Source organism: Blautia sp. MSJ-36 (genome assembly GCF_018917985.1).
GTDB lineage: Bacteria > Bacillota > Clostridia > Lachnospirales > Lachnospiraceae > Blautia_A.
The window spans coordinates 1-12,688 of the sequence record NZ_JAHLPQ010000044.1; the positions used below are offsets into that span (position 1 = coordinate 1).

The 12,688-nt window shown below is 39.2% G+C and carries 18 protein-coding genes; all 18 read right to left on the reverse strand.

Going from position 1 to position 12,688, the window contains the following annotated elements; genetic code table 11:
• Positions 1–110 precede the first annotated feature (110 nt).
• Positions 111–848 (reverse strand): hypothetical protein, encoded by a 738-nt coding sequence (locus KQI39_RS16535; RefSeq protein ID WP_216419675.1) that lies wholly within the window; start codon positions 846–848, stop codon positions 111–113.
• Positions 849–864: 16 nt separating this feature from the next.
• Positions 865–1,617: a hypothetical protein gene (locus tag KQI39_RS16540; protein ID WP_216419677.1), complete on the reverse strand. Its 753-nt coding sequence runs from the start codon at positions 1,615–1,617 to the stop codon at positions 865–867.
• A gap of 84 nt (positions 1,618–1,701) precedes the next feature.
• Positions 1,702–2,574 (reverse strand): DarT1-associated NADAR antitoxin family protein, encoded by an 873-nt coding sequence (locus KQI39_RS16545; protein ID WP_216419679.1) that lies wholly within the window; start codon positions 2,572–2,574, stop codon positions 1,702–1,704.
• A gap of 21 nt (positions 2,575–2,595) precedes the next feature.
• Positions 2,596–2,997 carry a hypothetical protein gene (locus KQI39_RS16550; RefSeq protein ID WP_216419681.1) on the reverse strand — a complete coding sequence of 134 codons (402 nt, stop codon included), beginning with the start codon at positions 2,995–2,997 and terminating at the stop codon, positions 2,596–2,598.
• A gap of 220 nt (positions 2,998–3,217) precedes the next feature.
• Positions 3,218–3,484: a DUF1292 domain-containing protein gene (locus KQI39_RS16555; protein WP_216419682.1), complete on the reverse strand. Its 267-nt coding sequence runs from the start codon at positions 3,482–3,484 to the stop codon at positions 3,218–3,220.
• A 37-nt stretch (positions 3,485–3,521) separates the two neighbouring features.
• Positions 3,522–3,926, reverse strand: coding sequence for a hypothetical protein (locus tag KQI39_RS16560; protein WP_216419683.1), 405 nt, complete (start codon positions 3,924–3,926; stop codon positions 3,522–3,524).
• Entirely contained in the window at positions 3,893–4,156 is a 264-nt protein-coding gene (locus KQI39_RS16565; RefSeq protein ID WP_216419684.1) for a hypothetical protein, read from the reverse strand. Before KQI39_RS16565 ends, KQI39_RS16560 begins: the two co-directional genes overlap by 34 nt.
• 704 nt (positions 4,157–4,860) lie before the next feature.
• Positions 4,861–5,103, reverse strand: a complete 243-nt coding sequence (locus KQI39_RS16570) for a hypothetical protein (RefSeq protein WP_216419685.1) — start codon at positions 5,101–5,103, stop codon at positions 4,861–4,863.
• Positions 5,103–5,768, reverse strand: a complete 666-nt coding sequence (locus KQI39_RS16575) for a hypothetical protein (RefSeq protein WP_216419686.1) — start codon at positions 5,766–5,768, stop codon at positions 5,103–5,105. Before KQI39_RS16575 ends, KQI39_RS16570 begins: the two co-directional genes overlap by 1 nt.
• A gap of 396 nt (positions 5,769–6,164) precedes the next feature.
• Entirely contained in the window at positions 6,165–6,344 is a 180-nt protein-coding gene (locus tag KQI39_RS16580) for a hypothetical protein (protein ID WP_216419687.1), read from the reverse strand.
• Positions 6,345–6,384: 40 nt separating this feature from the next.
• The gene (locus KQI39_RS16585; protein WP_216419688.1) at positions 6,385–6,999 is read right to left on the reverse strand and encodes a guanylate kinase; all 615 of its coding nucleotides are present in this window, start codon (positions 6,997–6,999) and stop codon (positions 6,385–6,387) included.
• 15 nt (positions 7,000–7,014) lie between these two features.
• On the reverse strand, positions 7,015–8,868 hold the full coding sequence (locus KQI39_RS16590) for a WG repeat-containing protein (RefSeq protein ID WP_216419689.1): 1,854 nt from the start codon (positions 8,866–8,868) through the stop codon (positions 7,015–7,017).
• A 50-nt stretch (positions 8,869–8,918) separates the two neighbouring features.
• A complete protein-coding gene (locus KQI39_RS16595; protein WP_216419690.1) occupies positions 8,919–9,092 on the reverse strand; it encodes a hypothetical protein in 174 nt (57 codons plus the stop codon).
• A 17-nt stretch (positions 9,093–9,109) separates the two neighbouring features.
• Positions 9,110–9,283, reverse strand: a complete 174-nt coding sequence (locus KQI39_RS16600; protein ID WP_216419691.1) for a hypothetical protein — start codon at positions 9,281–9,283, stop codon at positions 9,110–9,112.
• A 117-nt stretch (positions 9,284–9,400) separates the two neighbouring features.
• A complete protein-coding gene (locus tag KQI39_RS16605) occupies positions 9,401–9,997 on the reverse strand; it encodes a hypothetical protein (protein ID WP_216419692.1) in 597 nt (198 codons plus the stop codon).
• A 30-nt stretch (positions 9,998–10,027) separates the two neighbouring features.
• The gene (locus KQI39_RS16610) at positions 10,028–10,411 is read right to left on the reverse strand and encodes a hypothetical protein (protein WP_216419693.1); all 384 of its coding nucleotides are present in this window, start codon (positions 10,409–10,411) and stop codon (positions 10,028–10,030) included.
• A complete protein-coding gene (locus KQI39_RS16615) occupies positions 10,408–11,424 on the reverse strand; it encodes a hypothetical protein (protein WP_216419694.1) in 1,017 nt (338 codons plus the stop codon). Before KQI39_RS16615 ends, KQI39_RS16610 begins: the two co-directional genes overlap by 4 nt.
• On the reverse strand, positions 11,417–12,544 hold the full coding sequence (locus tag KQI39_RS16620) for a hypothetical protein (protein WP_216419695.1): 1,128 nt from the start codon (positions 12,542–12,544) through the stop codon (positions 11,417–11,419). The genes KQI39_RS16615 and KQI39_RS16620 overlap by 8 nt, the downstream gene beginning before the upstream one ends.
• Positions 12,545–12,688: the final 144 nt, after the last annotated feature.

The following is a 12,688-nucleotide window of genomic DNA, read 5'->3' on the forward strand; positions in this document are numbered from 1 at the left end:
CAGTATTGGCTTGAGACACCTTTACTATTGTAGCATAGGAGGCTTTATTATACATTCTACATCGTCACTACTACACTATTCGCCCCAGCATAGCTGGGGGATTTGCTCTTTCATATTAATAGCTCCGTTCCATCAGGCTTTTCATAATTACCATCCCTAAGGCCAAAGAAGATCGCTTCGTCATCATATAGATAAGCCATTACCTGGTCTTTCATTGACATTTTCTCCACGCCAAGACGAATATACTCCGGGTGCTCTTTTAAACAGGCAAATCCACCATCTTTACCATATTTCTGGCAAAGACATTCAAACACCTGATTCGCCTCTCTTGCATAATCGTTAAACAAAAGATCCGCATTATCACTAATAAATTGATTCCTAACGTCATCAGCAATTCCGAAAATGTTCAAATCCTTAAGAATACGTCTTGCATCTTCTTCGGATTTTGCAATCGATCCAAGTTCAACAACCATCTTCATTGCACTTACTATCTGTTCATGATCAAGGCCATATTCAGTTAATAAAGATATATAAACAGCCTCTTTTTCACAAGAAAATGCAAGACAATCAACGTCACATAAAGTATTACCCGTATATTTTTCATAAAGGAGGTAACGGTCCATAATTTCTTCAAGTGAATGATTGACTACTAAAGCAACAAACCAATAATTATCAAATGCAACATTCCTACAATTTTGCTGCAAATAATATATTCTTTCACGAATACCATCTGTTATCTCAGTAATCCCGTTGTTTGCTAAGGCCAACGCCAAATCAGAAGCATTTTCTACATTATATTCAGTTTCAATCAGCCTCTTTAAGCGGCGAGTCACTCTTAATTCTTCCATATTCTCTTCTCCGTAATCAATTCACAATTCTATTAATTTCTCGAGCGTAAACAGCAAACTTCTTTTTATTTCTATCGGTTGCTTCTTCTTCCATAAGAGAAAGCATCTCACCGTGAAGATAGCTTAACTCGTCCATATCGCACAGATAGCTCAACCAGCATCCGTTAGCTGGCACAGTCTGGCAGTATTTCTCAATATCATGACAGGCATCTTTATACTCTGAGCCAGTATAAACAATTTCGGATAACACCTCTTCACTCATATCCGGCTCAAATAATGAAACACAAAGAGCATCGATATCTTCTTCTGAATATTCTTGAACCTCCGGCAATGTCTGCAGAAGCAATTCATACACATATTCATTTGGATTATATTTCTTAAAGTATACAGAATTGTCTCCACCAAGATATTTGACTGCAAATGCGCCTACAGCCCTCGAACGAGACTGGCCTGCATAGCAATGAATCAGCAATGTTTCAACATCTTTATACTTTCTAATAAAGCGAATGATTTGCTTCGCCATCTCCTCAGTAAAAATCTGCGCCCCTTCTACAGGACGGATGATGTCATCAAATTTCAATGTAAGCACAGCTTTGCAGTACCGATTCTCCGAAAAGGTAATTCCAAAGCCGTTTGTGTGTGAATCCTGAATAGAAATCACTGCATATGTATCCGACTTCTCAACCATATCCTCCATGCCAGCAGGATAATAATGCTGCATGACATATTCAAATGCGTCAAATACTGACATTACAAGAACTCGTTTCATCCAAATCTCCTCTTAAGCTTTTCAAGAATATCTGTTAGCTTTGTCCCCATCCTAGAAAGCACTTATAGATACTCCTGCCTAGAATCACAGTCTCTTATTAATCTTACAATTCTGAACACACCATTTTAATCCAAGCTTCTTTTCACCAACCTCAGGGAATCGAACCACAATAACTGTATCTTCTATCTTTTCAATCACACCCTTGCCATATTTTTTGTGACAGATAGTATTTCCAGTTTGTATGTTAACAGATGTGTATGATATTTTTTCTTCCGTCGAAGTATTCTCAGAGTTTTTCAGCATTTTTGATGCTTCTAATCTATATAAGGCCAGGAAAGAACCGAACTCTTTAACCTGTTCCACTAATCCCATTCTAGATAAAGCAACAAACGTCGCAGCCGCTTTTGCCTGACAATTTAGGCTTTTTTCAGGATTAAATTCAACATCCGTAAATGCATCATACTGTAAAGCAATTTTAGCCAATTCTTGATTTTCGAGAAGTGCATTCATATAAATGTAATCATAAAAAATAGTCTTGGGAATAAGCGGATATTCCTGTCCGTCAAACATAAACGAGAGCAGCCTTCCACTATTTTTTAGTCTATCATCTCTTTTTGCTTCTCTGGGTATGACGGATAGAAGATCTTTATATGGTCCACCATTCTGAAATGTTTTTCCAGCTTGAAAAACACATTCCACAGGGACACTTTTTCCAAGCTCCGGAACATACTTTGGAAGGAAAAATGCACTTAATGATTCTCCGCCCTCCTGCATTGACTTGCTCGAAATCTCCAATACTTTTTTATCCGGCCTTTGAGATTGATAATTATCATGAATTGCTCTAATATTTTTCTGCTTCTGAGACTTCGCAAATCCCCCATTCCATTCAAATTCAACATTTATTACGTTAAAAAATGGTGCACTTTCTCTAACTTCATATATCGGTCTTACTGCCATGTCCTACACCTCCTATAGAAATTATCGTGCGCAGATGCTATTCACAAAAACAATATAGCAACCAAAATCACCTATCGTCTTTCGATAATATCTGTTATCCTCATCATCTCCAAGCACATCGCGCCACGCAGCTTTTTTCCCCTGCATACGCAGATATCTTGCCAACATATTAAAGTGAATGATCACGGAATTATGATGTGACGTTCTTAAAGAATCGATATCCATTTTCTCTTCCCTTGACAACATTCCCCATTTAGCACGGATCGCCGCATATTTTGTAGCAATATCAATGAGCTCATCGTATAGTTCAATGGCATCAGCGTCATTATCAATTTCAGATAACAAATCTCCATGCAAACTCTGCATCTGGCTGAAATCAAGAACATATGGCTCCTTCAGGTAACTCTCAAATGTATTCATCATATGACACATCTCCTTTTCCAATGTTGATAATATGAATTCTATTACAATGATGTTCTTGATAATCTAGGGGGGAATACATTCTGTTATAAAGAAGATTTCGAATTCAGTGAAAACTTAAACACCTGTAGTCCATCGTCAAATTTTCAAGGTTTTCAACGGTCTCAACTTATTTTTTAGTATAGCATGAAATGCCAATAACTTCAATTTCAAATTGATTTTCTCAATCTTCCAGGAATGCAAATTCATCCTTGAATTTTTCTTTGAATATGCCAAACACCTGATTGAGTATGTATTCATCTTCTACTGAGCAATAGCTTTCCATTTCTGGATCATCTATAGACTCTATTTTCAGAATAACTACCTCACCGTCTGTATCATCTATCGGAAGAAGAATAACATACTCTTCATTATCGAACTCAATCAGGTCAAGAAACTCGAAGTACACATCATGTCCATTTGAGTCCGTAAGCTTAATAGCATTATCCATTTATAATTCCACCTTTCTCTATGCAAATGTCGCCTGCTCACCCCAGCATATCCATTACCTCATACAAGGAGATGGTTGGATATATTTCACCGCTTGCAGCTGCCTCTATTGTTTTCTTTTCAATAATCTGCTCCCGTTCAGTTTCTGAACATAGAAAATCTCTGTGAATCCAGTGCAAAAGAACTCTTGTATCAACCAGCATGTCTATGTCTTTCAATTCTTTGGAAAAATCAAGATTTACAACCCAATTTGGATCCATATGTTTTTTCAGTATTGTGACAAATCTTTCCGGTATACACGACATCACCTCATCATTGCAGTGTTTTAAGATTTCTAACATCTCTGCAAATGCTTGTCGCATTCCTGGTTTTGGAGTAATAGCAACCGGAATTTCTGCAGCCTTGTTAGCTAATGCCGCATCAAATAATTTCTCTTTAAACAATGATCCACCTCCAGTTCATAGATGTTTTTCCACAGTTCTTCAATCAATAATTCAAACTCGTTTTCTGACAGCCTCCTCTCTGCCAGTGCAAAAATTTCATAGAGTTTATATAAGGGTAAGAGAAGAGAATACTCTCTAATAACCTTCATAAATATCCTCACTTCTGACGATTCTTTCAGATAATCAGATAATAAGATCCAATTTGTTATTGATACCGGCAGTTTCAGCATGTCCAAGCTCCTCAGCTCCTTTACTCATGACATCAATACCTCAATCATGTCTGTGATCCGGCCTTCGCCGTACATCTTCTGTTTTTCTTCAATATTCAGCCAACAGGAAGACAAGTCTGAGCTTCAGGGAGCTACCCTTAACTTCTTGCCCTGGCAAATGCCCAAGCCTGTAAAGGATTGATTACCTTTAAATTCACCGATCATTCAGAGAGAATATCCATCTTCCGATGATGCCATTCGGCTACTCTTACCAACCGCTTCTGTTATACATGAATTCCTTCATTTCAAGGCAAAGTGCATTATTTGGATTCCCTCCGTCGTATCGGTTTCCAGGCCGATATCCCATAGGGTTATTCCCACACAGTGGGCGTCTATTGCTGCACCCAGAAGGGTCGTGCTATTTAAAGCAAACAGTTCTGCGATATGTGTTGCTGTTGATGATTCCATCTCCTCTCAATTTATCACTAAACTAAGACAGTTTGCCCCCTACAGGTATCCTTGCAGAGACTTACTGAGCCTACCACACACCTCGAAGCGCTGACACGCTTTGTTCATCGAGTTGATCACAGACATGATTCAAATATTGATATAGTTTATGTTTTGATTGATCCTTGATTTAACTTTACCAAACAGGATTCTCAAACTCTTAAGGGGGAAGAGAAAAGAAAGCAATGGCTGTTTAGCTTGGATGATATATATTATCGTTAGGCAGCATCACCTTCTTCCTTCAATTCGGCTTTCATGCAGGTTAATTTCTCCTCAAGTTCCCTTATATGATTTTCAAGCTTTCTGCATTCTTCATCATAATATGCGTTCACCTGCACGAGCATTTCGTATGGAAGTGTATCCAAGACACTTGGATCTTCATTGATCTGGTTGACCAATGTCATAAAACTCTCATGCCTTGCAATACCCTCAGCCATTGTTTTATCAAAGAATTTATTCATTACTCAGCACCTTCTTTCTTCCTAAACAGATCCAGATGAACATCCGCATCTTCTGCACTCCGGCATTCCGTTTCATCATCAGTAATGCCAAGTCTTTGAGCAACTCGTTCCAGCATTTCATCAATGCTACCATCTCCCAACTCCTCACCTAATGCACTAAGCATACTGCGAAGCTCCTCTTCCGGAGATTTTTCGCATTTCTCAATTGCTTCCTTCGCATTGCTTCCAGCAAAGATGATATCAATCATGCCAGGCGAGTATCTCTCAAACATCATAGCGGTACAATGTACGCTGTTTCTGATAACATCCTTACCAGGCATGCAGCCATCACAATCCACATAGCTCTTGAAACGAATTTCGCCATCTCTGAAGTCAAGTTCAAAGGATCCATTCTGCAACCCGTAATTAGCTCTGCAAATATACTCTGCCATCTCAGCCATCATCTGCTTGTCGCCAAAATCTGCACCGACCGGCGCGATTCCGTATACGATTACATTGTCATCGTCTACGTCAACAAGATATCTAATATTCTTCATTTTGCTATCGATACAGAGTCCAAACTGAAAATTGCCCTTATTCTCATCAAAAGAATAATGCCAATCATCTTCATCCAGGAACTGCTTAACAACGTTTGCAATCTCGTTAGAATAGTTATTTCTCTTCATAGTTGAATTCTCCTTTGTATCTATGTTGAATTGATTTTTGATTACCGTGCAACGATTGGTGTCACATTCCCCAGAGGTCTTCAGCCGCTCAATGGTCGCTGTTATCGAACTATACGCCCCGATAACCAGGCAGTTTGCATTGTGATTTATGCAGTTTTCAAAGTTCTGCATCGAAGTATCCTTCGATGTTTTAATTATCTCATAGACCATTTCTATATTGGGGAGGGGGGATTCTCATCCTTTTTGCTGAGAAGAAGATTCTCGACCGTTCCCGTGAAAAGAGTATCTCATGCTCCATTCACTTAACTGGAGGGGGGATGGCTGAATTTACACTCTATCCTGTTTATACATAACAAAACCCGGGAGCATTAAAAGCTTACCGGGTCAAGCATCGCTTTAGTTGTCATCAAGCGGTCCAAAAATTTCATCAAACTTTCTTTCCAATTCGGCCTGTAGGTCAAAAGAATCTGTATCCACGTCCTCATCCGATTCATTTGAAAAGGATTTCGGTGCCCCTTCCTCCAAATCAATTTTAAGTCTTATAGTTTCGACAAACTTTTTATGTCTTATATTCATAGCTGCAATTCCTCCTATTGCCTTCAAAAGGAAACAATTATTATCCTTGATAGAATAAGTCTTCACTAAAAGCATCATCCAATACGGGGAGTCCCTGGATCAACGCCCACACGCGAAGCGCTGTCTTATCAATGTCATCATTGATAAATATATGATCATACTTACTTAAGTGACTCAGTTCGTTATACGCAATGATCATTCGCCGCGAAATATCATCTTTGCTGTCTCCTCTATGAAGCAGCCTGGCTTGTAATGTATTTGCGTTGACACAAATAAATATAGTAATAATATCCACATCTATCAGGCACTCATCTGGCAGGATCTGCTCCATACCATTTCTGTCAATTTCCAGAATGACAGTTTCTCCTTTGCCAAGGGCATCAAGAACCGGCTCTCTTGGAGTTCCGTAACCATTTTCATCATAACAATTATATTCAAGATAATAGCCCTCATTTGCTCGTTTTTGATAATCTGTTATAGAGACAAAGTTATAGTTATCATCCTTATTCCGCATTGTTCTTGTAGTATCTGACACGGAAAGCCAAATTTTTGATTGATCCTTAAAAACCAACTCATCAATTTCCATAAGCCGATGTATCACACTGCCTTTTCCAACGCCTGAGAACCCACTAATAATAACAATTTTTTTCTTCATTGTATTTCTTCCTTCTTACCACTTTTTCTCAATGATTTTTTCCAATCCATTTTCTTCATAACAATGAAAAACAATATCATCTCCAATCCACACAGACTCTTCATGAAAGATTACTTCATAATCTATAGACTTATACTGAGCTGGAATGACAACATCTCCAGTGCAATCAATAACGCCGATCATACCCTCACTATTAGTCACGGTTGCAAACAATCCATAGTACACCTCTGATATTTCACAAAACTCGTCGAACTCATTAACGATTTTGATTTGCTCATCAGTACCAAAATGCAGCTCTAGCAAACAAGCCTTGCCATTAATTATTGCGCTGCCATATACTGTAACAAGTGGCAATGGTTGAATTGAATCTGCGCCTTCAAGCACGATATCTCCATGCCTATCAATTATCCCCCAGGTTTTATCCTCCAGCTGAACTCTGGCAAAAAGGCCTTGATGTTCATATTCAAAACCATCCATATAATCATCAGAGATTCTTTCAAAGGAAGAATTGATATAGTACACGCCTCCGGAGGCTTCTCTAACCCGCGCCTTTCCATCAGACATTTCCGATGCTTCAACAAACAACGCAGATGTCATTTCACTCCCGTCAGGTGCTAGGTAGCCTAGCATACCATTATCATCCTCGTACCGACATGTTTCATCCCAACACCATTTCAAATCGCCAGCATATACTTTACGATATGGGCCAGCAATACAGTTGCCGTCAGGATCCAGTAAGTATTCTCCTTCTGGTGTAGCATCCACAGAATACTGTTTAAGATATGATCCGAAAACCAGACTATCATCTTGTTCTGAATCACCTTTTAAATACTCATTGATTCTTGAATAATAATCCTCTACTGCATCCTCTGCGTACATACGAGCATCCTTCTCACACTGCTGCGAATAATATGAACAGAAGTCTTCATATCCATCCACATAAGCACCAAACTCATCCACATAATGAACCGTATTCCTAAAAACACGAAGTTTCCGGACGTCTTCAGAAGCTTCATTATAAGCGTCAACTAATCTATGCTGATAACTATGGTAGGCCTCATGGCAACACGAGTTCAAAACCTCATCCACGGGGTCATTTTCCAGATGTTCAAGATTGATATAGATTGTGTGAGAAGCATCTGAATAACAGGCAAGCGTATATTCCGGCAAATTAGTAGCACCTACGTTTAATTCATTAGGGATTCCCAGATAATGCGCCTCTATATTTGCCACACACTGCAATACATTGAGTTTTTCGTTCGTATTAAGCGAGCTCCATTCTTCTTTCTGTAATTTTAAAATCGTATCAATATTATTGGATATAGTCTGTTCTTCAACTCCTGTTCCAATATTTGCTTCAACACTAGACTTAAAAAGCGTCACCCCAAATGCACCTTGTAATAGAAGAGGTACCATAATCACTGCCATCACAATAGTAAAAATGGTTCCTGTCATAGAAGCCCATCTTTGAATTCTTTTCACAATAACACGTTTTAACCTTTTTCTACGATTAATTCTGCGTGTCATCACAAGAATTCCCAACAGAAATGATATTACTGTCGAAATCACAAACACGATTGTGATTCTGCTCTGAAGCGTTTTCCAATATGCTCCAATAGTATAGAGACCATAAGGAAATATTAATGATATTAAAACACTCCAGCCAGTCCTTTTCTTTCTAAAGAAATATCCAGAACAGAATACTATCGAAGTAAGTAGCATACTCCAAAGAACATACCTGGATGTTGCATATGTCAGATTTGGAAGACAGCGGAAAAGAATATTTTTATACCAAATCATGCTTATCAAGCCCCAAAATACGCTTTCCGCAATATATTCAATTGGTCCCATAGTACTTCTGTCTTTCATGTACCCCACTCCTTCTTTACAGTATTTCTTGCCCCTTTCTCTCAGCAGCTCTAATATTCCATCATCTTTCTTAATTCCTGCTTTTGGCGCTTGCGGTTATATGTTTTCTTCATTTCAAAAACCATAGTCGGCTTTATCCATACGCCGCCCTTATCAAGGACACTATGACGTTCCACTCCCTGGCCCTTTTTAATGTCCTGCAGAGATTTGTTCTTTATCTTCATATTTCAAGGCCTCCTCTTTACTTAAAAATTGATCGAATCATCAAGCCAATGCCAATGAGTACAATTACTATCGGCATAAATGCATTCATAATTTCCCAGATGGTTTCACTAATAGATGCCGTGTTATTTCCAACAACAAGCAACACCCATAAAACCAATAGTAGAATTCCCATTTTTCTGATTACTCGCATACATTTCCTCCTCATAGAAAAATTCCCTCTTCACTTGATCTAAGGATAACAACTCCTATTTAGACCAAATGAAGGGGGAATCAAAACTTCTATATCTGACAAAATCTGTGTCTGTCATTACTCACATATACATACTAATTTTATTGCTTCTTCTAGATCAACTCTCTGCGCACCAGCGGTCTTTAAATTTTGAACCACATCAAGAACAGATTCTTTGTTCTGGTTCGTAACCGTACCAAGCAAATCTATATAATACTCGAGCAGTGTACCCGATAGCCCCGACCTTACAATATTAAGATAGTAAGTATCTTGGATATCGTTGTGACAATAATCCAGCATGCAGAATATACAGAACATCACACTCGTATCTCTTTCCATGTTAATGAATCGCCGGATCACTTTTAACAGGTACTTATCAAAATCATATATTTTGCAGCGATTCGTCAGACAATATTCTATGCTCACACACACCAACCGAGATAATTGCCGTTTTCTTTTTCTGTCCAGGTATTCCATTAATTCTAAGAGCATCTGACAGTCAGAAACATGTTGTTTTGCTTCCATCTTATTCCAAAACTGTGATGACATAAGATGTTGGTTTATCGACATATACCGATCAAACGTTTCTCGAATACAGTGTGTAGCTTGTGTTTTGTTCGCTTGATCGGTGTTTTTAATTCTATTCAGATACTCTAATTTGATTCTTTCATCCATTACACACAAACCACCTCCTCATAGCATCACTCATGAATACTTGCCCAAGATAGATTTAACCTCTACAGCCGGAATATACTTATTATATAGACCTGCAGCGTTCAGTTTTTCCATCAGCGTATATAATTCGATCACTCGCTCCTGAGGCACAGTTCCATCCCAAGCTTGCTCTATCGCAATTTGATTCACCTTACTGATTGTGGGATACTCGACAAAATAACTTTTTAAATCGGCTGGGGCGACCAAAGCCAGATGTCGATCTACATATCTACGAAAGTATTCCCTTTTTTCTTCTGAATCAATTCCGTTCTCTTCTAAGTAAATACCGATACCGGTTTCAACTGCTGCCTGTTCAGCCGCCGAGACGATGATTTGTCCCTTTGATTCCATATAATTTAAGATATACTCAATCATGCTGCATTACCTCCATTATTCATTTCATCAAGCTTTGCCAGGATTGCCTGGGCCTCTTTCATTCCCTGAACCCTTTCTGCATAGTCTTTGGAAATTGTTTTATCCATGCTACTCTGAAATTGTTCAAAGGTTCCTTTTCCACCCATTGCGTCCATCTTTTCCTGTAAAGCCATAGTTTTACCACCATAATATGCATCACCCAAAGCGTCTTTTCCCATGGTTTCCTGAAGTTGTTTGCAAACCTCTGTTGCATGAGAATAAACACCCTCTCGTTCTGCAGCTTCACCTTTCTCTTTGCTCAGAGCAGAAAGTTGCTCATTTGTATACATTGTGGTCATTCCTTCATTCAAACCTCTACCCTTAGTCTCAAATCCGGAATTCTCGCCAGTAGTATTATTGTGAAACCAACTTGTGTGTCTCATTCCAACAGTCTGGTACACCATATGGCCACCTTTATCCGGCATAGGAACGATTATTTCTCTGTTCTTGCTGGCAAAATGATTTGTCTCATGCTTAGTAGTTCGTTCCATCTGGTCCTTACTCAAAGCAGAAACTTCTATACTGCTTTTCCCATTCATCGTACGAAAAGCTCCCGAACGTCCAGAGTTTGGATTATGCTCTATCGCTTTAATGCTATTTACACCGTCTTCGATTCTTCCACGATCAGCCTCACTGATGTATTTCCCATTCATGTCTAGGATTTGAGCAATCGACTGGTTGTGGAAATGTTCTACTGATATCTGGGCCTGTTCCAATGTTGTCGGAGTCTCGAGTATCTGATTCATCCCATGCGAGGTCTGCTCGGGATTAATCGCAATCTCATTCCCACCGGTTTCCTTAGCTGAACCAATTTCAACAGCTCCATTGGTTTCACTCGAAGTGACTACCTCATTAGCGCCATTCATTTCAGATGCACCACCAGTTTCTACCGAAGAACCAACTTCTGCAGAATTATCCATTTCAGTGCCGCTACTAGTACCTTCATTAGAACCGCCGCCACTAATCTCACTCATTATTTGCTCCTCCTTTCAGATGATGATTATAAGACTTCAAAATCACTCTTGACTCTTGATACGATATAGTCCCATATTTCTGTAATAAAACGCCAAGTAAACAGCATTTTGTAACAGCTGCAGCGCTAACATTTAAGTCCAGTAACATACAATCAATATTTCGAGCCAATACCGCAGTATTATATGGATTTGCCTGAATCTTGGAAATATGGTATCGGACTCGACCTTCGTCCATCGACTGAATCATTGTTAACACTGATACTTTTCTGCAGCGAAATCTCCCGGCGCAGATATGACATGCCGGATTAAGATTTTCCCCTTTATCCAACGACTTAACTTTCACGTGCTGCACACCAGGAATTCCACGGATACCAATCAAACATATACCCTTATCAAAATCCATGATACGCTCAGCCTGTGTGCTACTAAGTCCCAGAGAAGAAGCCATTAAGTCCAGATCTGTCTTTACCGCCGTAAGCGCATGCACCACTTTAACACTAGTATTTGCAATCACAGCATCCGACATAATACCCGGTCTTTGATCACAAAGAATCATCCCAGTTCCGGATGCACTGATTTCTGCCAGCATCTTTTCAAAATAATCATTACTTTTTGCCCGGCTACTGTCCTCTGAAAGTGTTTTTCTAAACACGTTATGTGCCTCTTCAACAACAATGACTCGTTTAAGAGTATTGCTTTCCGGGAGGCGGGAAATATAGCAATGCAGCTTAAAGAGCAGAATATTCATCAAAAACTCTGTTCCTGTATCAGAGAAATCTGCGAGTTCTATAACAGTTGGAGTTTCGAGAAGTTCCTTCGCAGTAATGCCAAATGGTTTAGAAAAACTTCCACCAAGTGCACCGGTATACATGTTCTCGGTTCGCAGAGTCAGAGCACCTTCAAGATTCTGCTTTACTTCTACCCCATAACGAGCATGTGATTTGATATACTCTGGAATATTATTATAGGCATCCTTAAATGTCGGAAACGGCTTTTTCTCATCCTCATATGCCATCATTCCATAGTGCCATCCTGCTTTTTCATAAGTCTGTTTCAGCAAACCTTCCAGGGCTTCAGGAATCGGATGTTCACCAGCTGTGGAAGCAGTTATTGCTCTCACAACAGCATCCACATGATTTTCAATAGTAAGCGCTTAATTCTTGGGTAACTATACATTTGCCGTTTTGTAGTTCATAATGATTGATAGTAAATAGTTTTTTACTCCACTTCGTAGATAGGAAGTGGTCAATTACTATACTTGGAG

Excerpts from the sequence above, each read along its gene's own strand:
- KQI39_RS16535 (WP_216419675.1), bottom strand. The coding sequence starts at position 848 with ATGGAAGAATTAAGAGTGACTCGCCGCTTAAAGAGGCTGATTGAAACT.
- KQI39_RS16540 (WP_216419677.1), bottom strand. The coding sequence starts at position 1,617 with ATGAAACGAGTTCTTGTAATGTCAGTATTTGACGCATTTGAATATGTC.
- KQI39_RS16545 (WP_216419679.1), bottom strand. The coding sequence starts at position 2,574 with ATGGCAGTAAGACCGATATATGAAGTTAGAGAAAGTGCACCATTTTTT.
- KQI39_RS16550 (WP_216419681.1), bottom strand. The coding sequence starts at position 2,997 with ATGATGAATACATTTGAGAGTTACCTGAAGGAGCCATATGTTCTTGAT.
- KQI39_RS16555 (WP_216419682.1), bottom strand. The coding sequence starts at position 3,484 with ATGGATAATGCTATTAAGCTTACGGACTCAAATGGACATGATGTGTAC.
- KQI39_RS16565 (WP_216419684.1), bottom strand. The coding sequence starts at position 4,156 with ATGCTGAAACTGCCGGTATCAATAACAAATTGGATCTTATTATCTGAT.
- KQI39_RS16570 (WP_216419685.1), bottom strand. The coding sequence starts at position 5,103 with ATGAATAAATTCTTTGATAAAACAATGGCTGAGGGTATTGCAAGGCAT.
- KQI39_RS16575 (WP_216419686.1), bottom strand. The coding sequence starts at position 5,768 with ATGAAGAGAAATAACTATTCTAACGAGATTGCAAACGTTGTTAAGCAG.
- KQI39_RS16580 (WP_216419687.1), bottom strand. The coding sequence starts at position 6,344 with ATGAATATAAGACATAAAAAGTTTGTCGAAACTATAAGACTTAAAATT.
- KQI39_RS16585 (WP_216419688.1), bottom strand. The coding sequence starts at position 6,999 with ATGAAGAAAAAAATTGTTATTATTAGTGGGTTCTCAGGCGTTGGAAAA.
- KQI39_RS16590 (WP_216419689.1), bottom strand. The coding sequence starts at position 8,868 with ATGAAAGACAGAAGTACTATGGGACCAATTGAATATATTGCGGAAAGC.
- KQI39_RS16595 (WP_216419690.1), bottom strand. The coding sequence starts at position 9,092 with ATGAAGATAAAGAACAAATCTCTGCAGGACATTAAAAAGGGCCAGGGA.
- KQI39_RS16600 (WP_216419691.1), bottom strand. The coding sequence starts at position 9,283 with ATGCGAGTAATCAGAAAAATGGGAATTCTACTATTGGTTTTATGGGTG.
- KQI39_RS16605 (WP_216419692.1), bottom strand. The coding sequence starts at position 9,997 with ATGGATGAAAGAATCAAATTAGAGTATCTGAATAGAATTAAAAACACC.
- KQI39_RS16610 (WP_216419693.1), bottom strand. The coding sequence starts at position 10,411 with ATGATTGAGTATATCTTAAATTATATGGAATCAAAGGGACAAATCATC.
- KQI39_RS16615 (WP_216419694.1), bottom strand. The coding sequence starts at position 11,424 with ATGAGTGAGATTAGTGGCGGCGGTTCTAATGAAGGTACTAGTAGCGGC.